General features: G+C 38.7%; 18 protein-coding genes. 8 read left to right on the plus strand and 10 right to left on the minus strand.

Going from position 1 to position 25,213, the window contains the following annotated elements; genetic code table 11:
- Positions 1-25 precede the first annotated feature (25 nt).
- The gene (locus tag ACMX3D_RS20305) at positions 26-364 is read right to left on the minus strand and encodes a hypothetical protein (RefSeq protein WP_482747648.1); all 339 of its coding nucleotides are present in this window, start codon (positions 362-364) and stop codon (positions 26-28) included.
- 680 nt (positions 365-1,044) lie between these two features.
- Positions 1,045-1,575, minus strand: coding sequence for a hypothetical protein (locus ACMX3D_RS20310; RefSeq protein ID WP_482747649.1), 531 nt, complete (start codon positions 1,573-1,575; stop codon positions 1,045-1,047).
- Between the two features lie 830 nt (positions 1,576-2,405).
- Between ACMX3D_RS20310 and ACMX3D_RS20315 the strand changes: the two genes are divergently transcribed.
- The 4 genes from ACMX3D_RS20315 to ACMX3D_RS20330 all read left to right on the plus strand — a co-directional run bounded on the left by ACMX3D_RS20315 (position 2,406) and on the right by ACMX3D_RS20330 (position 7,683).
- Positions 2,406-5,816: a phycobilisome rod-core linker polypeptide gene (locus tag ACMX3D_RS20315; RefSeq protein ID WP_482747650.1), complete on the plus strand. Its 3,411-nt coding sequence runs from the start codon at positions 2,406-2,408 to the stop codon at positions 5,814-5,816.
- Positions 5,817-6,201: 385 nt separating this feature from the next.
- Positions 6,202-6,687, plus strand: coding sequence for an allophycocyanin subunit alpha (gene apcA / locus ACMX3D_RS20320; RefSeq protein WP_482747651.1), 486 nt, complete (start codon positions 6,202-6,204; stop codon positions 6,685-6,687).
- A 64-nt stretch (positions 6,688-6,751) separates the two neighbouring features.
- Positions 6,752-7,237: an allophycocyanin subunit beta gene (gene apcB, locus ACMX3D_RS20325; RefSeq protein WP_062295329.1), complete on the plus strand. Its 486-nt coding sequence runs from the start codon at positions 6,752-6,754 to the stop codon at positions 7,235-7,237.
- 239 nt (positions 7,238-7,476) lie between these two features.
- On the plus strand, positions 7,477-7,683 hold the full coding sequence (locus ACMX3D_RS20330; protein WP_015114200.1) for a phycobilisome linker polypeptide: 207 nt from the start codon (positions 7,477-7,479) through the stop codon (positions 7,681-7,683).
- A gap of 314 nt (positions 7,684-7,997) precedes the next feature.
- Here the strand turns inward: ACMX3D_RS20330 and ACMX3D_RS20335 are convergent, their stop codons facing one another.
- Positions 7,998-10,643, minus strand: a complete 2,646-nt coding sequence (locus ACMX3D_RS20335; RefSeq protein ID WP_482747652.1) for a CHAT domain-containing protein — start codon at positions 10,641-10,643, stop codon at positions 7,998-8,000.
- Between the two features lie 171 nt (positions 10,644-10,814).
- On the opposite strand from ACMX3D_RS20335, the gene ACMX3D_RS20340 reads away from it, so the two are divergent.
- The 4 genes from ACMX3D_RS20340 to ACMX3D_RS20355 all read left to right on the plus strand — a co-directional run bounded on the left by ACMX3D_RS20340 (position 10,815) and on the right by ACMX3D_RS20355 (position 16,188).
- A complete protein-coding gene (locus ACMX3D_RS20340; protein WP_482747653.1) occupies positions 10,815-11,240 on the plus strand; it encodes a DUF3110 domain-containing protein in 426 nt (141 codons plus the stop codon).
- 203 nt (positions 11,241-11,443) lie between these two features.
- Entirely contained in the window at positions 11,444-12,361 is a 918-nt protein-coding gene (gene murQ, locus ACMX3D_RS20345; RefSeq protein ID WP_482747654.1) for an N-acetylmuramic acid 6-phosphate etherase, read from the plus strand.
- 811 nt (positions 12,362-13,172) lie between these two features.
- Positions 13,173-14,621: a glycoside hydrolase gene (locus tag ACMX3D_RS20350; RefSeq protein ID WP_482747655.1), complete on the plus strand. Its 1,449-nt coding sequence runs from the start codon at positions 13,173-13,175 to the stop codon at positions 14,619-14,621.
- Between the two features lie 307 nt (positions 14,622-14,928).
- Positions 14,929-16,188, plus strand: coding sequence for a nucleotidyltransferase domain-containing protein (locus ACMX3D_RS20355; RefSeq protein WP_482747656.1), 1,260 nt, complete (start codon positions 14,929-14,931; stop codon positions 16,186-16,188).
- A 383-nt stretch (positions 16,189-16,571) separates the two neighbouring features.
- Here ACMX3D_RS20355 and ACMX3D_RS20360 read toward each other — a convergent pair whose 3' ends face one another.
- The 7 genes from ACMX3D_RS20360 to ACMX3D_RS20390 form a co-directional block, all read right to left on the minus strand.
- A complete protein-coding gene (locus ACMX3D_RS20360) occupies positions 16,572-17,756 on the minus strand; it encodes a glycosyltransferase family 4 protein (RefSeq protein ID WP_482747657.1) in 1,185 nt (394 codons plus the stop codon).
- A 125-nt stretch (positions 17,757-17,881) separates the two neighbouring features.
- A complete protein-coding gene (locus tag ACMX3D_RS20365) occupies positions 17,882-19,117 on the minus strand; it encodes a glycosyltransferase (RefSeq protein ID WP_482747658.1) in 1,236 nt (411 codons plus the stop codon).
- A 110-nt stretch (positions 19,118-19,227) separates the two neighbouring features.
- Entirely contained in the window at positions 19,228-20,541 is a 1,314-nt protein-coding gene (locus tag ACMX3D_RS20370) for an O-antigen ligase family protein (protein ID WP_482747659.1), read from the minus strand.
- Positions 20,542-20,694: 153 nt separating this feature from the next.
- Positions 20,695-21,873 carry a glycosyltransferase family 4 protein gene (locus ACMX3D_RS20375; RefSeq protein ID WP_482747660.1) on the minus strand — a complete coding sequence of 393 codons (1,179 nt, stop codon included), beginning with the start codon at positions 21,871-21,873 and terminating at the stop codon, positions 20,695-20,697.
- Between the two features lie 53 nt (positions 21,874-21,926).
- Positions 21,927-23,192 (minus strand): glycosyltransferase family 4 protein, encoded by a 1,266-nt coding sequence (locus ACMX3D_RS20380; RefSeq protein WP_482747661.1) that lies wholly within the window; start codon positions 23,190-23,192, stop codon positions 21,927-21,929.
- Between the two features lie 20 nt (positions 23,193-23,212).
- A complete protein-coding gene (locus ACMX3D_RS20385; RefSeq protein ID WP_482747662.1) occupies positions 23,213-24,022 on the minus strand; it encodes a hypothetical protein in 810 nt (269 codons plus the stop codon).
- 50 nt (positions 24,023-24,072) lie between these two features.
- Positions 24,073-25,197 (minus strand): glycosyltransferase family 4 protein, encoded by a 1,125-nt coding sequence (locus ACMX3D_RS20390; protein ID WP_482747663.1) that lies wholly within the window; start codon positions 25,195-25,197, stop codon positions 24,073-24,075.
- Between the last annotated feature and the right edge of the window lie 16 nt (positions 25,198-25,213).

The following is a 25,213-nucleotide window of genomic DNA, read 5'->3' on the forward strand; positions in this document are numbered from 1 at the left end:
GGATTTTAGCAACAGCAGATCATCATTAGTCTTCATCCAACGGTGGAAAAGCTTCCTCAAATTTCCACAATTCATCTTTATTTTTCAGGAACCAATTACGTGTAGCTAAAGTTAATTGGCTCCAAATGATTGCACCTGGAATATCAGGACACGCATATCGATATTGCTGACCAAGTAATTTAAGATTTTCTTCTACGTCATCAGGAATACCAAATTCTTGCCAATCCACTTTTATATGGCTTCCTACAATTCCCGCAGTCGGATCAAAAATTAATTGTGCAGCCCTGATTAAATCAGCAAAATGTCGTGGTTTAAGGTTAGATATTTGCTGAATCTCAAACAACTCGTCATGCTCTTGAGTCATTTCCCTGGAGTTATCAAAATTGACTACTTGTAGAACTTACTGCCAGAGATTGCTATCCCAATACCTCTAGTTTAACGCTTACAGCAGAATTCAGAACAAGAATCGACTTTCTACCTGGCTTTAATAACTAAACCCTGTAATTCACACTGCTTGAAATTTATTGTAATAATTTAGCGACTAAAATTGAGTTTTATAAATAACCTAACTAAAGATAGAAATTTCAAGTAATAATTTACTCATGAATGACGATATCAAAAATTAACATATTAGCTATTTATAACTCTCCTGTGAGTTTATCTGACTCAGTAATCTAATCACGATTTTGTAAGTAAATACTTACCTAAAAACGCAATCTTGCATTAAGAAGCTTTTTGGAGGTAGTAAATATGATGGGAATATTTTGGTTCTCCGTTTTTTGCTTTATTTGGCTTATGGGCTTCTCTTTGTTAGCAGAAGTTTGGTTTTATGAAGAAGAGCAGGAGTTGTAGTCGTCTAGCTTGAAAAAGTGGTGAGTGTTTGGCAGTTGATCACCAGAAGGTGCGATCGCTTACAAAATTAGGCGCTGCATAATTTCGGGATGAATTTTTTTACGCAAAGGTGCAGAGGGGCAGAGAGTATAAATAGCGTGAGACTTCAAGACATCAAATTTCATCTCAAGATTCAGCAACGCCTAAAATTAATTACAAGTCACATTGATGAGTTTGGCAATATTTGGCATTATCGATTTCTGCTTGTAATTCTCTTACAGGAATAATCTGAAATGCTGAACCATCCACCACTTCAGCTAGAATATAAGCATATTTTTTACCTTTATAGTATTGGTCTCGACCAATTTTTGTGATGCGGCGAGACTGGCTGAAGTCATTAGCGATATTTGCGTTATAAATATTTTGAATTAACTTCACAGCCTTAGCATTTTTAGCGGTGAACTTTATACTTGAGTCACCACTGACTGTGATTCCTTCTTTAGTAACTGTTCCATTCTCAGCAGGAACATCCACATAAAAATATAAATTACCTTTTGTACCTGAGTAACCGTGTGCTTCGCTGCTATAGGTCAGCCTTGGTAATTGAGCTTTAGTTTTTGCCCATTTAATAACAGTGTTAATATTTTGTCCAGGAAGTGCATGAGCAGGTGTAACAGCGATCGCAACTGCTATAGAAGACAAAGCAGCCAAAGTTAAATAGTTAAATTTATTACTATTTTTCATAGTATTTCCCAGTAATAATGCTGTTAGCTACAGCATAGCCCATGATAATTTCGGGGTCATCCTTGAAGAAAATAGGACTTACGTATGAAAACGAAAAATCAAGGGTTTCGACAATTGTGTCAGGGTGTAGGGGTGTATTTATCCAAAATCCTTAACCAGCAATGAGGTAAATCAACATTGAAAATACACTATTAATTTCGCCTGAAAGACAAACCAGATTATCCAGCAATCAAGTGATTCGTGATTATGGCAATTTACCGCCAAAGGAACAGCTTTTGGTATAGCTATCAGTTACCAAATCATCACAGAAAAGTATCATGGGAAATTGCAACTAGCTCTTCAAGCGTAAACAGCCAAGCATAAGAAAGAGGCTAAATGGTTATGTGAGCAATCCATAACAAACAGATAAAAGTCTTTTGATCCCTACATCCCTAAACCCTGACACCCATTGTCTACTCCCTATTTTTCAAGCCAGAGGACTAAAGACTAAGGTTTGTATACTTTTGTCTTGGCTAAATAAAATTTGGGTTGAGGCTCAAGTAAAATATTTTTGTAAAGTTTTTAACTTTCAGATACAAAACTTAGATTTTGTCTCATGTCAATAGGAGTATTTATTCTTGGACTTGCTAAATCAAAGCTACGGAATCTACATACTTCTTAATAAATTACCAGGAAAAACGCAAAACGTTCTAATCTAAAAGCTGACTGGGTTAATTTTACTGACAGTTTTGAAGGCGGTACTCTGAAGGCATAAACACACCGATGTGTCAAGCCTCAAAGCGACCCAGACTTAACACATAAACGATTATGATGGGAGTTTTACAAATCCGATGAGTGTTAAGGCGAGTGGTGGAAGCTCAGTTGCGCGTCCGCAACTATATCAAACCCTAGCTGTGGCAACCATTTCCCAAGCGGAACAGCAAGACCGCTTTTTGGGAACCGGGGAATTAAATGAACTGGCAAGCTATTTTGCATCTGGTGCAAAGCGTCTAGAAATTGCCCAGATTCTCACAGAAAATTCCGAGATTATCGTATCTCGTGCTGCTAACCGGATATTTGTCGGTGGTTCACCAATGGCTTTCTTAGAAAAGCCACAAGAACCTGAATTAGCAATGGCTGGTGCTGCTGTTGGCGCTGGTAGAGATGTTACAGAAGGCATGAAACTAGGAACTGTCACCTACGTTGAAAGTCGGGGTGGTTTCTTAGAAAACTTGCGTTCTATCTTCAACACCTCACCGAGTGGCCCAACCCCTCCAGGTTTCAGACCAATTAACGTTTCTCGCTACGGCCCAAGCAACATGGCCAAGAGCTTACGGGACTTGTCCTGGTTCTTGCGCTATGCTACTTATGCGATCGTAGCTGGCGACCCCAACATAATTGCTGTGAACACACGGGGTCTGCGGGAAATTATTGAAAATGCTTGTTCTGGTGAAGCAACTATCGTAGCTTTGCAGGAAATTAAGGCAGCATCCCTGTCTTACTTCCGCAAAGATGCTGAGGCTACAGACATTGTGACTCAGTACATGGATGTGTTGCTAACAGAGTTCAAAGCACCCACACCTTCGACTAAACTACGTCAACGTCCTTCTGGCGACCAACAAGGTTTACAACTGCCGCAGATTTACTTTAATGCCGCAGAACGTCGTCCCAAGTTTGTGATGAAGCCTGGTTTGTCAGCCAGCGAAAAAACTGAGGTAGTTAAAGCAGCATATCGGCAAATCTTTGAGCGCGATATTACTCGTGCTTACAGCTTGTCGATTTCTGATTTGGAATCCAAGGTGAAAAATGGCGACATCTCCATGAAAGAGTTTGTCCGCCGTTTGGCAAAATCTCCTCTTTACCAAAAACAGTTTTATCAGCCTTTTATTAACAGCCGTGTAATCGAACTGGCTTTCCGTCACATTTTGGGACGTGGGCCAAGTAGCCGGGAAGAAGTTCAAAAATACTTCTCAATTATTTCTAACGGTGGTCTACCTAAGTTAGTAGATGCTTTGGTAGATTCTGACGAATACGGCGATTACTTTGGCGAAGAGACAGTACCTTACATCCGGGGTCTGGGTCAAGAAGCTCAAGAATGCCGTAACTGGGGGCCGCAACAAGACCTGTTTAACTACAGTGCACCTTTCCGCAAAGTACCTCAGTTCATTACAACATTCGCGGCTTACGAACAACCATTACCAGATCAACACCCCTACGGTTCTGGTAACGACCCATTAGAAATTCAGTTTGGGGCGATTTTCCCGAAAGAAACTCGCAACCCCAGCAGCCGTCCGGCTCCATTTGGTAAGGATACAAGACGGATCTTGATTCACCAAGGGCCTGGTATTAATAACCAACTGAGCAACCCAAAAGCGCGGGGTGTAGCGCCCGGTACTCTGGGGCCAAAAGTATTCAAACTGGATCAACTGCCTGGCACTATTGGCAAGAAAGCACCCAAGGGTGTAAGCGTTAAATTCTCTGAAAGCTCCACACAGGCAGTAATTAGAGCAATTTACTTGCAAGTAATTGGTCGTGATGTTTACGAAGGTCAACGGCTGAAAGTACAAGAAATTAAACTGGAAAACGGCGAAATTTCTGTGCGGGAATTTGTCAGAGCTTTGGCTAAGTCTGATTTATTCCGCAAGCTTTACTGGACACCGTTGTATGTTTGTAAAGCGATCGAATACATCCACCGTCGCTTGTTAGGTCGTCCTACCTACGGTCGTCAAGAAAATAACAAATACTTCGATATTGCCTCTAAGAAAGGCTTTTACGGAGTGGTTGATGCCATTCTTGATAGCGTAGAGTACAGCGAAGCCTTTGGTGAAGATACAGTTCCTTACGAACGCTATCTGACTCCTGCTGGTGTGTCTTTGCGACAACTGCGTGTTGGTACCATCCGCGAAGATGTTGTTGCAACCAAGGTTGACAAGCAAGAAACACCACGCTTTGTAGAACTGGGTGCAGTATCTCAAAATCGGACAGAACCCGATATTCAGTTCCGCGTGAATCAAGGTGTTACTAAGCAGCGTGAACAAACTAAAGTCTTCAAGCTGGTAGCCAATACAGTTGACAAAGTTGCAGTGAAAACTGTAATTAGTGCTGCTTACCGCCAGATTTTTGAGCGCGACATTGCACCTTACATTGTGAAAAGCGAATTCACAGTCCTAGAAAGCAAGCTGGGTAACGGTGAAATCACTGTCAAAGAATTTATCGAAGCTTTGGGTTACTCTAACCTGTACTTGAAGGAATTCTATACACCTTATCCCAACACCAAAGTAATTGAGTTGGGAACCAAGCACTTTTTAGGACGCGCACCCATCGACCAAGCAGAAATCCGCAAATATAACCAGATTTTGGCTACCCAAGGTCTGAAAGCGTTTATTGCTGCGATGTTGAACAGTGCGGAGTATCGCCAAGTATTTGGTGAAGATACAGTTCCTTATCGTCGCTTCCCGACTTTACCTGCGGCTAACTTCCCCAATACCGAAAAGCTTTACAACCAACTCACCAAGCAAAATGATGATGTGGTTGTACCTAGCTTTAAGCCTGTCAAAGCGCGGATTGAGTCTGCTAATACACCAATTTTGGCAAAAGCGATCGCAGATTTGGCAGCCCAAGCACGGCAAATTGACAAGACCAAGCCATTGTTTATCGAATTGGGTCGTTCCTATAACGATGGTCGCGGTCAGTCTGTAGAAGTTGGTGTTGGTACTAGCCGTCGTAAACCTGCGCGGATTTTCCGGTTAACAGATGGTAGCAGCCAATCAGAAAGACAGTTAGTAATTAACGCTGCTTACTGTCAAGTATTGGATGTCTTTAGCGGTCAAGTTCCCGACTATTACCGCCGTAGCGACCTCGACAGCAAACTGCGGAATGGCGAAATATCCGTGCGCGAGTTTGTCCGCGAACTAGCAAGCTCAGAAATCTATCGCAAACGCTTCTATACGCCTTATCCCAACACCAAGGTGATTGAATACTTATTCCGTCACCTATTGGGACGCGCACCAGCTACTCAAGGCGAAATTCGTCAGTATAACAAACTGTTGGCTGATAAGGGTCTGAGAGCCGCTGTAGAAGCAATTGTTGATAGCTCAGAGTACGCTCGCTACTTTGGTGAAGATGTGGTTCCATACCCACGCTTCCCATCTCTACCAGCAGGTAACTACCTCGGTAGCGTACAGGCGGCGGCTGATCTAGTGAAACAATCTTGGTCTAGTCTGTCTCCTGCTGTATTAACTGGTCGTCCTAGCGATCGCTAATACTTAATCAATAGTCAAAGGTCAATAGTCAAGAGTGTAAACTTCTTGACTATTGCCTCATGCCTTTTTGACTAAAAAGACTTTACCTTTCGTAACACTCCTCTCAGATTTCTAAATCAGATGTAAATCTGAAAAGGAATATTACAAAGTATTAAGAGCAGTCATAAATGCTCAACAGAATGCCGGAGAATATTTTGCGGAAGGTAGCTGAGTTTTACAGCTCGTGTAGTTGAAATTGACACCAGCCAACTCGTAAAGTATTAGCTACAGCAGCTACTCAACTGTTGTATCTAAAAAACAACGAGAGAACGTAGCTACATTCGACCGAAATTAAAATCGCACCAGTTTCATATCCTGGTTTCATTAGTACTGGAGGAATCCATTAATGAGTATCGTCACGAAGTCCATCGTGAATGCTGATGCAGAAGCTCGCTACCTCAGCCCTGGCGAACTGGATCGGATCAAGAGCTTTGTTTCTGGTGGCGAACGTCGCCTCCGCATCGCTCAAGTATTGACCGACAACCGTGAGCGCATTGTTAAGCAAGCTGGCGACCAATTGTTCCAAAAGCGCCCCGATGTTGTATCTCCCGGTGGTAACGCTTACGGTCAAGAAATGACCGCTACCTGCTTGCGTGACCTAGACTACTACCTCCGTCTCATCACCTATGGAGTAGTTTCTGGTGATGTTACACCTATTGAAGAAATCGGTGTAGTTGGCGTTCGTGAAATGTACAAATCCCTCGGCACTCCTATCGATGCAGTTGCCGCTGGTGTTGCTGCTATGAAGAACGTTGCTGCTTCCTTGCTGTCTGCTGAAGATGCTTCCGAAGCTAGCGCCTACTTCGACTACCTAGTTGGTGCAATGCAGTAGGTTGAGGTTTTCTCCCTGCTGACACAAACTGTTGCAATACGGTTGGAAATAAGGAAATAACAACATGCAAGACGCAATTACCTCTGTTATTAACTCTTCAGACGTTCAAGGTAAATACCTCGACACCGCTGCTTTAGAAAAACTGAAAGGCTACTTCGCAACTGGTGAACTGCGCGTTCGTGCAGCTACCACCATCAGCGCTAACGCAGCTGCGATCGTTAAAGAAGCTGTTGCTAAGTCTCTGTTGTACTCTGATATCACCCGTCCCGGTGGTAACATGTACACCACCCGTCGTTACGCTGCTTGTATCCGTGACTTGGATTACTACCTCCGCTATGCTACCTACGCTATGCTGGCTGGCGATCCTTCCATCCTAGACGAGCGCGTACTGAACGGTTTGAAAGAAACCTACAACTCCTTGGGTGTACCCGTAGGCGCTACTGTACAAGCTATCCAAGCAATCAAAGAAGTAACCGCTAGCTTGGTCGGCCCCGACGCTGGTAAAGAAATGGGCGTTTACTTAGACTACATCTCCTCTGGCTTGAGCTAAGAGCTAGTGGGCATCTAAGCAATTAGGTGCAGCTTTATTAAGGTCTGGAAATCAACCGTGAGTGCTAGAACGTCTTGTCGCTTATCTTAATTGCATAAATCATGATGAGTGTTAGTGGTCTAGTATTGATGTTTGATTTCCAGCCTTGGAGAGATTAAATAAAGATTTGCCTAAAAAATATACTCCCGCTTCACTTTGAGATAAAAAAGTTTTCACACTCACCACAGGAGATTGATCACATGGCGCGGTTGTTTAAAATTACTGCTTGCGTTCCTAGCCAAACCCGGATTCGTACTCAACGCGAACTACAAAATACCTATTTCACCAAATTGGTTCCCTACGAAAACTGGTTCCGCGAACAGCAACGGATTCAAAAAATGGGTGGCAAAATCGTTAAAGTGGAACTGGCAACTGGCAAGCAAGGTACCAACGCAGGCCTGTCCTAATTCATATATACAAATTGAACTTTATTGTAGGGAGTTCCCAAGAGGTCAAGAAAGACCTCTTTTTTGTTATTAGTCAATAGTCAACAGTCAATAGTAAATAATGGTAGGTTAGGTAGAGCGACAGCAAAACCCAACACCAAATCATCATATTTTCAGAGAATATTTCAACAAGCAAGTAGGTTGGGTGAAGCGAAGCGAAACCCAACAAAATCAAGATATCTGGTGTTGGGTTACGGCGCGAATGTGAATTTACCGTTTTGCTGTCAATATATTTTGTGCGCCTCCAGCCAACCTACGGAAGACTAGCCCCTAACTTACAACCAATTACCAATTAAGACATAAGCAGACCAAAAACTAGGTGCTTTGTAATTGGGGTGGTGCAAAATTTTGAGTTGAGCATTACGGAGAGCTTGAGCTTTGCTGATGTTACCTTTTTTGAGTTCTTTATAAAATTCACCGACAAACAAAGCTGTGGATTCATCATCAATCTGCCACAAAGAAGCTAGAGTGCTACGCGCACCGGCTCGAATTGCTGTACCTGCAAGTCCTAAAGCAGCACGTTTATCTCCTGCGGCTGTTTGACAGGCACTCAATACTAACAGTTCTACTGCTTGTGCTTGAGTTTCATCTCGACTGCGGAGTAGGCTGTCAAATTGCTTGACATTAATTGGCCCATCAGCAGCTAAGATAAAAGTCTGCTCAGCACGAGAACTAAACTGGCCATGAGTGGCTAAATGTACCACATTGAAAGGGACTGAGTTGACTTCTTTTTCTAGTGCTTTGCTGGTGAACTGTTGATCTAACAGATTGGTTGTGGCAATTCCAGCATTGGAAATAGAGTTAACTTCTGACTTAATTGCAGGTAATGGTGCAAAGTTGGAAAACTCCGGTGGAGGCTGAGTTAACCCAGCAATTAAGGCTTTCAGTTTCTGTTGTACTAAAGGCTGAGGATTTTGTAGTTGTAGACCAACACTCAAGGCGATCGCATATTTCTCAATCAAGTATTGTTGACCATCATACAAAGATGCCATTGGGATATTACGTAATACCCCATCCAGCACAAATACTAAAGTATCAACTTTCTTTACTGATAAATCCGACTCAACAGGTTTAATTAGCCAGTTATAAATCGTTTGGGATTGGCTTCTAATAGCTCTAATAGCCGTGGGGTTGACCAAAACACTTCTCAGATTTGTTGTAACTTTTTCTACTTCTGCTTGGGTAACATTAATGCTGTAATTCTTCAGGGGTTGATCAGGTAGCTTGACAATTACCTGAAGTTGTGTAGGGAGAATGATCGGGTAAAAAATAGCCGCAGTGGAATTTTTATTTTTGACTACTTGGTCGAGGAGAACGTTTTGACCTTCTAAACAAGCTTCTTGAAAGAAATTATCTAATTCTGCTAATTGCAATGCTTCTATTCGCTGACGTGCCTGATCTAAAATTTTCGCATCTGGTTTTGCGGCTTGAGATTGCAATAGTAACTCTACTGACTGACGATATATCGGTTCAACGCTATCCCGAAAATTAAATTGAATGTCTTGATTAATTGTTGCTAAGTCACTACGCAGAGATTTAACAGTTTCTACGGCCGCATCATAAGCAGCGATCGCTCCTGTAAAATCTTTTTGTTGCCACAGTAATCTACCTAACTGCCATTGCAAGCGATAGGCAATGTCTGGTGTTGTACTTGCCTGTGCTAAGATTAACCCCTGCTGAGTTAGACTTTTAGCTTCTAACCACTGCTGAGTTTGTTCGTACAAATTACCCAAGCTCAAAAGTGCATTGGCTTCGGCACGGCGATCGCCTAAACTGTGAGATTGTTTCACAGCATCAGCAAGCATCTGCGCAATTTTGGGAAAATTCGGAATTTGAGAGTCAGGTGTAGAATTTTTTTGTTGATATGCAATACCCAATTTCATCAAGCTTTGGGCGTAATTAATTTGGGCATAAATAGCCGTGCGGCTTGCAGGTAGTTGATTAATTTCAGATTGAATGGAAGGTAATAAAGATAAGGCTTCTACTAATTGTTGAGCTTCAATTAGGAGACTGAGGTAATTAAGTTGTGCAGGGATTTTGGCTAAAGGTGAGGTAGCTAGTTTGATAGCTTGTTGATAATATGCGATCGCATCCTGTGTATGCTCCTGTTTACGTGCGTTGTTTCCCAGACTCAAAAAACTAGCTGCCATGTCATGATGAGCTTCTAGGCGTTGAGCGATCGCTAGACTTTGTTCTAGAACCTCGTGGGATTTTTCCAGACTTCCTGATATTAACAATGCATTACCCAGCGATCGCAACCCTACAGCTTTTTCTAGAGAATCTGGTTGCGATCGCAACTGTTGATTCACTGCTTCTAACATTTGAATTGCACGGCGGTAAAAACCTTGAGTGCGCCAAGCTTGTGCTTGATTAATCTGCGATCGCACTACACCACTATAATTTTTGCTTTGCTGATAAATTTCTTCTGCTTGCTGCCAACTTGATAAAGCTGCTTCTGCTTTCCCCATTGCCAATTGCAGACGACCTTGAATTTCTAGGGATTGGGCAAATACTTGCAGATTCTGTTTACCTTCAAGCAATTTCAAGCTCTTAGTAATTGCTTGCTGTGCCTCTGGGAGTGCGCCTAGTTGCAGGTAAGCGAGAGATAAATTGCTCAGGGTGATAGCTAGTTTGAGTTGATCTGCTGTTTGCTCGTATTCTTGTGCTGCTTGTTGTAGTACTTGCACTGCTTCAGCAAAGCGCCCAGCATTATAAAGAATTTTACCTTGCTGTAAAGGTGAAGCTGTAATGCTGGCGTTCGTCAATAAAGATGAAGAATAGATATTATGAGGTAAAACTGCTAACCCAGGCGAACCAAGCACACACAGTAGACTGATCAAAAAATACAAAAATAAACGTAAAAACCTACTGAATTTGCGAAAATTTGGCCAAAAGTCCCTATTTATAGCTTTGATGCGCATGGCAATAGATAGATGACACTTGAGAAAGTAGATAATTAGCTGTAAAAAAATTAGATAATTTCACCAAGAGCATCGACAATCCATGCCCTGTGCTTCGACAATTTTATATTGTTTGTTGCAGCAAATTACCCTCAAAAGCGGCTAGATAAAGAAATTTAAGTAAAAGGATAGATGATTACACCAATGCGTATATTTGTTTTAATTTTTAATGCTCATACAGACAATGAAGGAATTCATACCGTTCGAGTTGGCGATCGCAATAAAATTCTCATGTTTGAGTCAGAAGATGATGCTCTGCGCTTTGCCCTGATGCTAGAAGCTCAGGATTTCCCTACACCTACAGTCGAAGCGATTGATTCAGAAGAAATTAAGGAATTTTGCGAAAGTGCTGGTTACGACTGGGAAATCGTTCCCGAAAATAGCGATTTAGTGATTCCTCCAGAACTGAACGTAGAAGAAACTGACTGGCAAATAGATGCCGAAAATGAAGATACTGATGAGAGTGAGTACGACGCACAAGTCCCACCAGCAGAGGAAACAGAATTTTCTGACTCGGAACTCGAAAGTATTCGCCGTAAACTCGAAGGATTATTGTAATTAGTCATTGGTCATTAGTCATTAGTAACTCTTTAGGGTGAGTGTCAAGGTATAAGGAGGTAGGGGTGTAAGTGAATGAAGCAACCTGTGAAATCGAGATATAACTAGTCAACTATTATTAGGGCTTTCTTTACAACCCTTACACCCGACACCCCTACACCCTTGTTGTTGACAAATGACAAATCACACAGGAAATAGAAAACATGGCAGATTTGCAGGAACGTGGGCATCTTTTAACTGAGCAGATAAATCCTCTCAGTCTCAACTTAGATCAACTTAGTTCTTTAGAATTAGTAGAACTGTTTAATAACGAAGACCAAAAAGCAGTAGCAGCAGTAGCAGCGGCTAAAATTGAGTTAGCTCAAGCAATTGAACAAACAGCAGAGCGTTTACACCAAGGCGGACGTTTATTTTATATAGGTGCGGGAACAAGTGGTAGGTTAGGAGTGTTAGATGCAGCTGAGTGTCCCCCTACTTTTTGTACACCTCCAGAATTAGTGCAAGGAATCATTGCTGGTGGTGCTGGCGCACTGGTACGCAGTTCTGAGGACTTAGAAGACCGCGCCCAAGATGGAGAAGCAGCGATCGCCCAAAGACAGATTACACAATTGGATGTAGTGGTCGGTATTACGGCTGGTGGGACAACACCTTTTGTTCATGGAGCGCTGAACGCTGCTCGTCAAAGAGGAGCCGTTACTATATTTATTGCTTGTGTACCAAAAGAACAAGTTAGTATCGATGTTGATATTGATATTCGCCTCTTGACTGGGCCAGAAGTATTAGCCGGTTCAACTCGTTTAAAAGCTGGTACAGCCACAAAACTGACTTTAAATATCTTGTCCACTGGGGTGATGGTGAAGCTCGGCAAAGTTTACGGCAATCGTATGGTAGATGTAGCGGTAACAAATCAAAAACTCCGCGATCGCGCTTTGCGAATTCTGCAAGACTTCACAGGTTTAAGTAGGGAAACTGCGGCTTTACTACTAGAACGTAGCGGTAAATGGGTGAAGCTGGCTTTATTGATGCATTGGACTGGTTTAGAAAAAGAAGAAGGCGATCGGCTTTTATCAGAACACCAAGGAAATCTTCGAGCTGCTGTCGCCAACTACAACAGCAGATAACCCTGCAAATTACTGCTAGAGACATTCTAAAATCAATTGATTATATCTGGCTGCTACTACTTTGTAGTAAGCCTTTTTTTTCGCTTCATCAAATTTGTAGCAGCAATTCCACTCAAAGTTAATGGTCTGACAAATTTTAGTATAAAATTCTTGCTTTATTTATCACAAATATATAGGTCTAAATAGTTTGACTAATTTTCTGGCTCAGATTTAATTGTCAGGCGATCGCTTAGTAGCAGTTAAGCAAATTTAAAAATTCAAAAATCTACAAATCTGCAATCTCAAATCTCAGCAAATAAAAAATAAAATTACAAGTTTATCAATGTTGTCTTTACTCGTCAAAAAGCTTAAAACCACTATGTATAAGTTATGTAATTTGTAAATTCATTTCTTGATTGAATCTGTGTTGGCAAGTCATATAAATTTTATACGCAAAAATAAAAATATATATATGAGATTTTCTAATTTACTTCACCCAAAATATACGCAAACAAACTACCATTTAGATTCTTGGTGTTACAGGCTACATCAAAGCTGAAAAGCACATATAAAGCAACCAAAGCATTGTATAGTAACACTTTAAGATTAAATTGTTTTTGATTTAATTTAAATTTTACGTAGAATCACTAGTTTTATTCAATACTTTTTCTTCTGTTTTTTTAATACTGGTTACGAGTTTTTTCTCATACCAAACACGCAAATATTAAGTTAACCTGAATCACATTGCAGTATCAGCCCTATTTACGCAGTTTCTCTGAGATAGAGAAATCGAAAGAGTTCAGTGTTCCCTAATGAGTTCAGGATTTTGTTCATGAGTAAACATAATTCTTTTTTGTGTTCCTTAATAGCATCTGCGGCATTTTTGGCACAACCATTATCTAGTGCATTTGCCATCACTCCCATTAACATCACAGTCAAAACAGGAGCAAGACAAACATATCAAGGCCTAGGCGCTAGTCAAACTCTTGGAACTTCCATACAATATGGAAAACTACAACAATCAGAAAAAAATACACTTCAAAAACTGATTTGTAAAGAGGGAAATTTTAAAATTGTCAGATTATGGTTTGATCCTAATAAATATGCACCTCAGCCGGGACAACAAAATCCTGCTGATTTTGTCAAATCTTATGTAACCTCTGGTTTGATTGCAGATGCTTTGGCGAACGGATGTACTACTTTACTGTTAGCTCCAGGTAATTTTCCATCCTATATGAAGGCAGCGAATAGTAGTAACATTAAAGACTCTGAAATTGTCAATCATGCTGTTCTTTTAGCTAATTTTATATCTCAGATGAAGCAGGAGTATGGAGTTAAAATTCATGCTACCGGTATAATGAATGAACCAGCTGGTAAGTTCACAGATGCTCAATGGCCTGTGATGGTTAAAGCTCTGCGCCAACAGTTGGATAATCGTAATTTAAAAGATGTAAAAATAGTTACACCTGAGTTAGCGAATGGTGACAGTTTAGCTGTCCGAGTAATCACAGCGATTAAAAATAACCCCGATGCGTGGAAAGCGCTGGCTGCAATTTCGACTCATTCTTACAATATGGCAGCAACACCTGCGATCGCTGCACTGATTGAAGGAACAAATAAAGAGTATTGGATTACAGAAGCTGGTGCTAATGGGCCAGAAGATCCAGGAGATGCAATTCAAGCCGCTTCGGCTGCTTCCCGCTTTCTCAGCGACATGAACAATCGGGTAACTCACTGGATTTGGTTTATCGGACATGCACCAGCAGATAAGACAGATAATGCCACACGGCTAATTCGTTACTTTGTCAAGCCATTTCGGTATGACGTGTTTCAAAAATATTATTATCTCCAGCAACTGAGTCACACCTTTGATGTCGGAGCAGTATTCAGAAGAAGCTATAGTTCGCTTGATAAAAACATGACATGGAGTTATGGCAAAAAACCTCGAATTACTGTTGCCAGCGCTAAAAACCCTAATGGCTCTTGGGGAATAGGTGTAAGTAATTTTACTTCTGACAAATTTTACTTTCCACTTCCTGCTAGTTTGGGTCTTCCAGAAGGTACAATGGCAACTAATCCCCAAACTGGTCTTCCAGCAGAAACTTTTGCTGTCACGGTGTTTGTTGAAGAACTAGCTCAAGCTGGTGACATCAAGATGAAAATGTATCGTTCTAACAGTAATGTTAACAATGTCTATATCGGCACTGCTTTGATGCGTCAAGGAAAAGTAACTGTTCCCAAAGTAGAAAGTTTGGATCTTATTACTCTGCGCAGTGAGTAATTACGACCATAACATCTGTCAATCTCAGAAACTAAGTTAGTCAATCATAGAAAAATTTCTGAGCAGTGAAATGCGATTTAATTAATAAACACTTTAGCTAGAATAGATTCTAGCTATTTTTTTAGCTATTTTAGTTAAATTAACTCAATTAAATTTAAAAATCGTAATTCAATTTCTTCTCCATTAATCAGAGTAATCTATCTTCTTAACTCCATATTTATCTAGCGTAAAACCTAAAAAAATAAATTAATCATAACTTGGATATTATGATAAAATTTTATTATAATTGCTTTAATAAATTTATTATATGAATCAAGTTTTTTCAGAAAATAAATCTTTTAAGCAAAATACCTTAACGCCTGAAACCGAACTATTAATTTGCTGTTGTCGTACTTGTATATGCGAAAAAACAGCTATGAAAATCAAAATATTGTTACAAAGAGAAATTAACTGGCCGTATCTTATCGAAATTGCGAGTTATCACAAAGTTTTACCATTATTATTTATAAATATTAAGAAGTTTGGTTCTCAATCTATCCCTAATAATATCTTCCAGTCACTACAAAATTACTATTATTTTAATACGCAACGTAGTTTATTACTTGCTAGTAAACTTGTAAGTATATTAAATACTTTTGCTCAAAATGAAATTCCTGTAATTCCTTTTAAAGGGCCGATATTAGCTGCTACAGCTTACGGAGACATATCGCGCCGCTCTTTTGGTGATTTAGATCTTCTTGTTCAAAGAAAAGACTTTATTAAAACTAAACAAATATTGATAGATCAAGGATTTGAGCCATACGCCGATAGTAGTGAACAAGAAGCAGCTTATCTTAAATCTCTCAATCTTCAAGAACAAGAGGCTTATTTACGCTCTCATTGGGAACTACATTTAATTAATCGTAAAGAGCAAGTCACTTTAGATGTCCATCAAGGAATTTTATCCAAGAAGTTTTCATTACCATCTAATTCAGACTGGATATGGAAAGACACTCAAAAGATATCTTTTGTTGATAAACAAATACTTAGCTTTTCTGCCGAAAACCTGATCATTATTCTCTGTTCACAAGGAGGAAAAGACTGTTGGTTATGGCTGAATAGAATTTGTGACTTGGCTGAAGTACTACGCACTCATACTGATGTCAATTGGGAAAAAATTTTGCAACAAGCTGCAAAAATAAGAATGACACGAATGCTGCTATTAGGGCTTTCACTAGCTCATAATGTTTTAGATGCTCAACTACCTGAATTAATATTACAAACAATAGAAGCTAACTCACTAGTCAAAGCCTTATCCGCAGAAGTCGTTATACAACTGACTCATCCTGAGCCAAATTATGCAACACAAAGCCAATTAAAATCTACCCTATTTCATTTAAAATTGATAGAACACCCTTGGGACAAAATAGCATATTGCTATGAAAATTTAATTGTTCCAACGATTGCAGATAAAAGTTGGATACCTCTACCTAAGTTTTTATCATTTTTATACTATTTTTTAAGACCATTCCGCTTGATTGTTAATATTTTTGTAAAAACTCAAAATCAACCCAATGAGTTTAAATAAAAAGCTCCAAAATGTACTCTTGAACCAAGTTACTATTTACTTACTGCCATTGCTTTGATAAACGATTTCTTAGCTTATAAATCACATGCTTGGGTTTTTGTACAACGGCAGGAGTCTTTAATATAGCAAAGTGCTGAGTGCTGAGATAAAATCCAGTCTGTGACAAGTTTTGAGTAATCAAGACTGCCCTAACCTATACTTCAAGTGCTATAAGTTAATAAAGATATTGAAATCTTTATGACCAAACTTAAAAGTTTTTATCCGATATAAAAAGCACTTTCTAATTTTTATTGCTTAATTAATAAATATTATTTATAATTGTATATCTTAGTTTCTTTAACTACTCGATGAGTAGGCTTTGTAGTTTTATTGTTTTATATAAATCAACAATTTTGAATAACATTTTTGTAAATAGACATTAATTGCTTATAATTTACTGCTGAGGTGTATTTAGATTCATAAATATAACGAGCATTATTGCCAAAAATATTCATATTTTCAGGATGAGTAATTGCCCAGTTAATTTTATTAGCTAAATCTTGTGGATTCCCGGCTTCAAAATGTAATCCAGTTACCTGATCTTCAACTATTTCTGCCAGACTTCCTAACCTAGATGCTAGTACAGGTAAACCAGAGGCAAATGCTTCAAGGATTGTTAATGGAAAACCTTCATACCAAATAGAAGGAAATACCAAAAAATTAGCATTTTTCATTAATGAAATAACTATTGATTTATCTTGATATCCTAAAAATTCAATTAAATCTGTATGACCTGCTTTTTGTACTTTGTTCTGTAATACTTGACGTAGTGGGCCATCACCTACAATTTTTAGTGGTATTGATATATTATTTTGAATATATGCATCAATTAGAAGAGAAACTCCCTTTTCTTCTGATAATCTACCAACGAATAGAAAGTAATTACCACAATGATTATTTGACTTTTTAGTATTTGTATGAAAAACAAAATTTGGTTTGATATAAATTTTTCCTGCTGGTAGTCCAGCTTGGATCATTTTTTCTTTTTGAAATTGGGTTAGAACAATATAAGCATTGACTCTCTTGTGCCAAGTTCCTCTTAACCGATGCCATGTAGTCATAGCAGCTACCACAGAACTTTGAATATGAGAATTGCGATAACAGCCATGCACAACACTAGACCAAGGTATTAATGTACCAATACAATCTTCGCAAATCTTGCCATCTCGAAATGGCATTGCTTTAGGACAAGCAAGGCGATAGTTATGCAACGTTTGCACAACTGGTACTCCCGCACTGTAACAAGCATCATACACAGCAGGGGAAAGTAAAGGAAAAAAATTATGTACATGAACTATTTCAGGAGAAAAACGCGTAATTTCCGCTTGAACTCGCTGTTTGGATGCAAATGAATATATCGCTCCTCCAGCGGCAGCTAATGTGTCCCAAATATTTACGATATTCAGGTTATTTTCTTCTAAGATAATCACATTATGTCCATGAGCTTCTAACAGTTTTTTTTCTGCTTGAACTACTTGATCTTCACCTCCAGTTAATCGATAGCGATTATGTAAAATTAACAGCTTCATGCTTGTTTCTCTGCACTAGTGAATATGAATTAATACTGTTTAATCAGTGCTAAATTTAGTACTGTAAGAGAAATTTATCTAAAATATATATTCTTGAAACTAATATATGTACATTATCAGAATTACTATGCTTGTTTGCAGACTTCTTCATAGCACTGTGACAAGTATAAACCTTTAATTTCCCAGCTAAAAACATCTATGACTCTCTTTTGTCCAGCCTGACCCATATCTAACCTTAATTTTGGATCTTTAGCTAAACACATCATTGCTTTAGCAATATCATTTACTGCTTCTTCAGGTGTAGGTGCTTGGATTTTAAAGCCAGTTTCTTCAGTAACCTGAAGTGCTGGGCCTCCTAAATTTAAGCAAATCACTGGTAAGCCAGCAGACATGGCTTCTAAACATACTAATCCTCCAGAGTCATGTAAGCTTGGATGAATTAGCGTATGAGAGTTGCTTATTTTACTTAAAGTCTCATCACGAGACAAACTACCCCAAAATTTTACTTGTTTATCAATGCCTAGTTCGTGAGTTATCTTTTCTAAGGATTTTCGTTCAGATCCTTCTCCAACAACCCAATACTCAGAATTAGATAGATTTGCTTTTGCAAATGCTAATAGTCCTAGATGAAATCCTTTCCAATGCAGCAGTCTACCCACGCTGATAAAGCGGATAGTAGATTGATCCGGTTGAAATGTGTTTTCAAAACTAACTAATTCTTCTTGAGATATACCAAGCTGAGAATACACTTGAATATTTTTTGCCCCCAAGTGATGTAGCCTTTTAGCAGTATCCTCAGTTGTAGCCCAAGTTAAAATGCTGCGTTGTGCCGTTAAACTAACAAAAGGATCGCACTCTCCGATAAAGCAAGCTATATTTCTCAACAACTCATATATTTTGCTACTTAAATTCAAACTTTGCCAAAAATTTTTGGGAGTTAATTCTCCTCCTCCAACAGGCCCCCAGATAAAGGGAATTGGTAATAAACAAAGAAAACTTGGGCTATTATATTTGACATAAGTTACATGATGCACAATGTTAAAGTCAATTTTTTGATGAAGTGATCGACTAATAAAGTAAGCTTTAATTTGCCATAAATAATAGTGAATATATACCCACTTTTGTGTTTTTTTACCTTTATGACTCCAATCTATAATTAAACCAAAAGGATCTAAATAAATAAAATTCAGATTAGGTTGTGGGTCTTGCGCTAATTTCGCTTCAATAGCTGAGCGATGACATTGGGAGGTCAAAACCCAAGTTTGATGATATTTGCTTATTTCCCTAACAACATTCCAGCCTACTCCTGGCTCAGAACCTTTACCTGGTTCACAGGCGTATGCAGAAATAAGAATTTTCATAATAATTATTAATGATTATTTGTTGAGCATTAATGGCTGCTTTAATAAAGTTAATTTTTGTAATATTTTCATAATTTAAGTTAGCATTATCTAAAATGCTTATTTACATATCATTTTACAGAGTCAATTTCTGCATCAAAAATTTGCGGATAACGTTTGTATATTTGCATCGCTGCTAAACCAACACCATACATTGTCCATAGCCAAATGCCACCTGTAGGGCCTTCAATAATTACTTCAAATGATGTGACAGTCATACTAGCCACCCAATAAGCTAGTAAAGTTAGAAATATACCAGCCCATTTTGTTTGTCCCTTTCTTCTGCACCGCAAATATTTGGCTAGTATGCTTCCAGCCCAACCTAGTTGAACTATTAGCCAAAGAACAAACCCAGGCACTCCAGTACGAGAGAGTACTGTAACATGCCCGTTATGGGGACTACGTACAACACCACCACCTACAGGGTCAAAACCAGTACCAGCACCTAAATTGAAACCAAATCCTCGACCAGTCCAAAAATAATCTGAAATAGTGGATTTGATTAAATAAGTCCACCATTCTAGGCGATATTCTTTTGAACCTTGCCTTTGTTTATTATCAACAAAAATGCTTAAAAATTTGTTAATTAACGGTTCAAATATTTCTGGATTGATGATAAATGCTAATAAAATGATTAAAACTATAATAGTTACTATGCGCCAAGTTTTATTACTTTTATATTTAGCTAGGCTGACTATAGAAAAAGCATTTAAAAAAGCCAGCATTCCTGAACGATTTGCATTAATAGCTACAACTCCTAAATTCACAAAAAATATTAAAGTAAATAATATTGGTTGTAATTGTAGTAAATTAGAGCTAAGAAAGAAACCAGTGATTCCAGACAAGTGAGTCATGGTATCAGCTGGTTTTAAAGAAATAATTTTAACATCAGCGCCAGGGAAGCGAGGTAATGGGATAAATCTTGGTATTACCCATAAAAATGGTATCAGAATAATAAAAATTCTACAGAAGCGCTCATACTGAGAAACCATGAACAAAAAGCGCTGTGGTTTGCTAAGTAATAATGTTGCAACTATCAAGGCGAAAAAACAGTAATACCACAATGCTGCATCACGTATAGCAAACAAGCCATATACTGGAATATAAGGTATGGTATTTATGCAACACCACACCATAAATATGATTAAAAACCAAGCTTGAGGTATCTTAAGAAGCTTTGGAATTGACTTATTGATGCTTAAAGTGAACAGTCCGAAAAGAAGAGTAATTTCCCCAATATAAGCAGGAGCAACCCCGACGTAAGAAAAGCCTCTGCCACATAAGGCATATCCTAAAAGCACCCAACTATGCCAGTTGAGAAATTTATCGGCTAGGGCAGATTTTTCTGTGTCACTTTTAAGATAAATACTTGTCTTATCCAGCATGGGTTACTTTAGCTGCTATTTGTTGATGTTCAGTTATGGAAACGATGCACATAGAAAATAATTGTACAAATATATTATTAGATATAGTATAAATATATATTTTATGTATCTTTTCACTTCACATAAAATTTATGTTATTTAAAATAGAATACATTAGATTTTTAATAGGCTGCGATTAGAAGCTAACTCATAAATCGCTATCATCCGATAATAGTTCTGTTGTGCTGTGTATTTAGATTCAAATTCAGTCCTAGCTTCTTGGCGCATTTGAGCTAGTAACCCCTTATTAGCAACAGCCCATTGTACTTTATTGGCTAAATCCTCTGGGTTGCCAGGAGAGAAAAGTAAGCCAGTGCGACCTGAGTCTATTAATTCTGCGATCGCTCCAATATTAGCAGCAATCACAGGAGTACCTTTAGCAAAAGCTTCAACAGCTACTCGACCAAAAGTTTCATACCATTTGGAAGGAAACACTAAAAACATTGCTTCTCCCATCAATTTATGCACTTCAGACATTGGTCTACGTCCCAGCCATTCTACTTTGGGTAATCTTTTCGCTGCTTCCACTACTTCATCTGCTAAAGGCCCATCACCAATAATCTTCAAAGGAACTTTCCCTTCCAAATAGTTCCAAGCTGTAAGTAAAGTATCCAATCCTTTTTCTACAGATAGTCTACCGACAAATAAAGCATAACCACCAGAACCATCTCCGACACCAGGGTCGGGATGGACAAAGTTGGGCTTAACTATGATTTTTTCCGCAGGAAAACCTCCAGCAATAAACTTCTGCTTTGCAAACTCAGTTAAAGAAATATAAATATCTACCATTTCCATCCAAGTACGCATAGCCCGATGAGCTGTTAACATTGTTGCTACAGCGATCGTGGCTGGACGGTTTTCTCGGTAGCAACCATGCACCACTCCGGGATAAGGTATAAACTTCCCTAGACAATCTTCGCAGACTTGTCCATCACGAAAAAATAAGCCATTAGGACACAACAAACGATAATTACGCAGAGTTTGAACAACAGGTAATCCCTCTGACTTAGCCGCGTAGTGGACAGAGGGAGAAATCAACGGGAAAAAATTTTGAATATGAACAATATTGCAATTTGACTGCCTAAGTTTTTGTTTAACAATATTGTAAGACTCTTTAGACCAAACTGCTCTCAACGCCATCGGCACAGCACCAATAGATGCTACCCGGTCATTATGTTCTTGGTAAACATCAACTTCATGACCCATTTCTCGTAAAAGCCTTTCTTCTGCCTCACGAGATTCATCTTCGCCGCCACGAATTTGATAGTTGTTATGAATGCTGAGAATACGCATTTAGGAAATTTCTTTTGGAATAATGAGTGATTTAATAACCTGAGTGTAGCGTTTTAGGTTTGAATTACACTTGGTGATTCTAAAGACTGCTGACTAGCAAGAATATCTTCATAAAGTTCAACTAAAGACTTTGCTTTAATTTCCCAGTCATATAACTCACTCACACGCTTTTGCCCTGCTTTTCCCATTTTGCTTCTTAGTTTTGGATCTTGAGCTAAACAAACTATTGCTTTTGCTATGCCTTGGACTGCATCTTCAGGACAATTACTAGAAATTTTAAAACCTGTTTCTTCTGTAATTTGAAAAGCTGGGCCTCCTAAATTCAAACAAATTACTGGCCGACTGGCTGCCATTGCTTCTATGCAAACTGTAGGTGAAAAATCATGCAGGCTAGGGTGAATCAAAGCACAAGATTCTCCCAGTATACGTAATGCTTCTTCACGAGGCAGGCTTCCTAAAAATCTTACTTGCTCAGAAATTCCTAGTTCCTGAGCTAGAGCTTCTAGTCTTTGACGTTCTGGCCCTTGGCCAATAATCCAGTATTCACCCTGTTCCAATTTAGCTGCTGCAAAGGCACGTAAACCAAGATGAAATCCTTTCCAATGCAGTAAACGTCCCATACTGACAAATCTGATGGGAGCTTGGTCGTGCGAAACAGCGTATCGTTCAAATTGAGCAATATCTTGCCTATTTACACCTGTTTGTCCCAATATTCTCTCTATACGTTTCGCACCTAAGGTACTTACACAATCAGCTGTTTCTGATGTACAGACTATAGCTACAGCACTTTTTCTGGCTGTCATTCTTACAAAAGGGTCGCGTTCGCCTATCCAACGGCTCCAGTTCCGTAAGCTTTCATAAGCTTTGCCACGCCAATTAAAATCACGCCAAAAACTCTTTGGCGCTGCTTCACCGCCTCCCAATGGGCCCCAAATAAAAGGTATTGGCAATAATGACAAAAAGCTAGGAAAACAGTATCTACCATAGGTGACATGGTGTACTAAGTCAAAGCCAATTTGCTCATGCAAGTTCCTAGCTCGAAAATATGCACCTATTTGCCAAAAATAATAGTGAAAATACAGTGCTGTTTGTCCTCGGTTCCACCATCTAGCCCAGGAAGGTAAGTCATGATAAATAAAGTTCAGTCCAGAAACTTGCATCTTGGATAATTCAGCTTCAATACTCGGTTGATTATCCTGACGTGTAAGTATCCATACATCCTCACCTCTTTGAGCTAATTCTTGAACCATATTCCAGCCAACTCCTGGTTCAGATCCCATTTTTGGCCGACAGGCGTAGGCAGAAACTAAAATTTTCATATTTGTCATTAATTAAAATTTTATGGTACGAGGTATCGCATTAATAATTTTCGTGACCTATTTTTCAGGAACTGTATAAGCTTTTGTTGTGTATTTAATTGATAAAATCCTCTAATTGAATAGTCAATGTCTATTTGATTTTGTTTGAATAGATCAACTACAGCCGGCTCTAACCATTTACCCTGTACAATGCCAGTTGGGTAATAAGGAAATATATATTTATTTTGACCATTAAAGTAATCAATATTTTGGCAGAAAAATGAATCTTTAACTTTTCGCGCTCTAATACTACCCCAGCGCTCAAACTGCCAACCTGTCTCATTTGGTTGAAGATAAAACCTTAGTCTATCTTTTACCCACAGACCAGCTTGCAACCCAATGCGATAGTTAGCTTTTTGAGGAATTTCCCACAATAAAGGATACTTAGATGATGGTTGGTAAGGGCCAAGTCCCAAGGTTTCTCTTAAACGAATATGGGAATAGCCTTCACATTCCATGATTTGGAGAAAATCATAGAGGATGCTGGTATTTACATAATCGTTGAGAAAATAATCATCCTGTACATAAAGAATGTACTTTGTGTTAATTTGATCAAGACACCGAATTAAGCAATCACTCCAACTAGGTCTTGTACTTAAATCATCCAAACCTACTTGAGAACATTGTATATTTAACCCAGGATAACTAAATACTTTAGTTTCAGTATTTAATACTATGGGATGAGGGCAATCAGACCAATATTTGGCAAAGAGAGTAAAAAAAGGCTGCCAGCAATCTTCAAAACTGTCTGTGCTATTTACAAGAATTGTTAATTGTGAATTATTGAGCATAGCTAGAGCTTATGTTGGTTAATTGGGATAAATAACTAAAAGTAAAAATATTAATTTTTGTTCAAAACTTTTTCATAAATTTGGGCAATTTGTTCAGCAATATTTTCCCATGTAAAAGGCTTGACTCTTGCCAAGCCTGCTTCAATTAGCGACTGACGGTAGGCTGAATTTTCAAAAATACAACATACAGCTTTTACCATTGCATCAACATCCATCGGGTCTACTAAGACAGCAGCATTACCAGCCACTTCTGGTAATGATGTCACATTTGAAGTAATAACTGGTGTTCCACAAGCCATAGCTTCGAGAATTGTCATGCCAAACCCCTCATAAAGTGATGGAGCTATGAGTATGTCAGCTGCATTATAAATTTGAACTAATTTGTTTTTGTCGGGTTTGCCTAAATAGGCAACGTAATTTTCTAAACTGTGAGTTTGAATAAATGTTTTTTGCTCAGGTGTAAAATCAGCACCTGTTTTCCAAAAGTAAATAGGTAACCCTTTTTCTACCAAAATCTTGAGGACTTTTAAAATAGTAGAAATATTTTTACGTGGATGATTTGAGCCTACATTGAGTAAACACAATGTATTTGAATTTATACCATTTTTTTCTCGAAACAATTCGACTTCTTTTTGTGGTAGTAACCGAAATATTGATTCAACTGCATCAGGTACAACTGTGATGCGCTCTGTCGTAATCTTTAAATTATTTATTATGTCATTTGCTGTGTGAGAAGAAACACTGATGATATGATCTGCTTTCTCCATTCCTTTTATAGAGTATTTCCAAGCAGTCATACTAATAAATGGTAATGTAGCCCGACCGTAGATATTTTCTGGTTGAAATAAGTTAATTAAATCATGGCAAGTTACTATTGCTGGTTGAGATTTGCTTTTGAGCCAACGTACTAAGTGACCATCACTATGATCAATGATATGAAAGATATCAGGATTCTGTTGTTTGATCATACTAGGATAGCGCCAATAGCGATCGTAATACTTCCATAGTCCAACCAACCAAACACTAATTTTTTGATCAGACTGGTATGATTTTGGTGCAAATTCTACAATTTCCCACGTTGGTCGAACAGTTTTCAGTCCACTGATTAAACCATCAGCATAAACATCCATACTAAAAGAAACTTGTGGCGACCTACGAAGAATTGCGATTCGCATGACTACTCCTAGAGAT

The sequence above is a fragment of the Anabaena sp. TISTR 8404 genome, assembly GCF_056847745.1.

Bases quoted from the DNA above. Each gene is read 5' to 3' on its own strand.
- ACMX3D_RS20350 (WP_482747655.1), top strand. From the start codon at position 13,173: ATGAGTAAACATAATTCTTTTTTGTGTTCCTTAATAGCATCTGCGGCA.
- ACMX3D_RS20370 (WP_482747659.1), bottom strand. From the start codon at position 20,541: ATGCTGGATAAGACAAGTATTTATCTTAAAAGTGACACAGAAAAATCT.
- ACMX3D_RS20330 (WP_015114200.1), top strand. From the start codon at position 7,477: ATGGCGCGGTTGTTTAAAATTACTGCTTGCGTTCCTAGCCAAACCCGG.
- murQ (WP_482747654.1), top strand. From the start codon at position 11,444: ATGGCAGATTTGCAGGAACGTGGGCATCTTTTAACTGAGCAGATAAAT.
- apcB (WP_062295329.1), top strand. From the start codon at position 6,752: ATGCAAGACGCAATTACCTCTGTTATTAACTCTTCAGACGTTCAAGGT.
- apcA (WP_482747651.1), top strand. From the start codon at position 6,202: ATGAGTATCGTCACGAAGTCCATCGTGAATGCTGATGCAGAAGCTCGC.
- ACMX3D_RS20365 (WP_482747658.1), bottom strand. From the start codon at position 19,117: ATGAAAATTCTTATTTCTGCATACGCCTGTGAACCAGGTAAAGGTTCT.
- ACMX3D_RS20315 (WP_482747650.1), top strand. From the start codon at position 2,406: ATGAGTGTTAAGGCGAGTGGTGGAAGCTCAGTTGCGCGTCCGCAACTA.
- ACMX3D_RS20360 (WP_482747657.1), bottom strand. From the start codon at position 17,756: ATGAAGCTGTTAATTTTACATAATCGCTATCGATTAACTGGAGGTGAA.
- ACMX3D_RS20340 (WP_482747653.1), top strand. From the start codon at position 10,815: ATGATTACACCAATGCGTATATTTGTTTTAATTTTTAATGCTCATACA.
- ACMX3D_RS20305 (WP_482747648.1), bottom strand. From the start codon at position 364: ATGACTCAAGAGCATGACGAGTTGTTTGAGATTCAGCAAATATCTAAC.
- ACMX3D_RS20375 (WP_482747660.1), bottom strand. From the start codon at position 21,873: ATGCGTATTCTCAGCATTCATAACAACTATCAAATTCGTGGCGGCGAA.
- ACMX3D_RS20385 (WP_482747662.1), bottom strand. From the start codon at position 24,022: ATGCTCAATAATTCACAATTAACAATTCTTGTAAATAGCACAGACAGT.
- ACMX3D_RS20355 (WP_482747656.1), top strand. From the start codon at position 14,929: ATGAATCAAGTTTTTTCAGAAAATAAATCTTTTAAGCAAAATACCTTA.
- ACMX3D_RS20390 (WP_482747663.1), bottom strand. From the start codon at position 25,197: ATGCGAATCGCAATTCTTCGTAGGTCGCCACAAGTTTCTTTTAGTATG.
- ACMX3D_RS20335 (WP_482747652.1), bottom strand. From the start codon at position 10,643: ATGCGCATCAAAGCTATAAATAGGGACTTTTGGCCAAATTTTCGCAAA.
- ACMX3D_RS20380 (WP_482747661.1), bottom strand. From the start codon at position 23,192: ATGAAAATTTTAGTTTCTGCCTACGCCTGTCGGCCAAAAATGGGATCT.
- ACMX3D_RS20310 (WP_482747649.1), bottom strand. From the start codon at position 1,575: ATGAAAAATAGTAATAAATTTAACTATTTAACTTTGGCTGCTTTGTCT.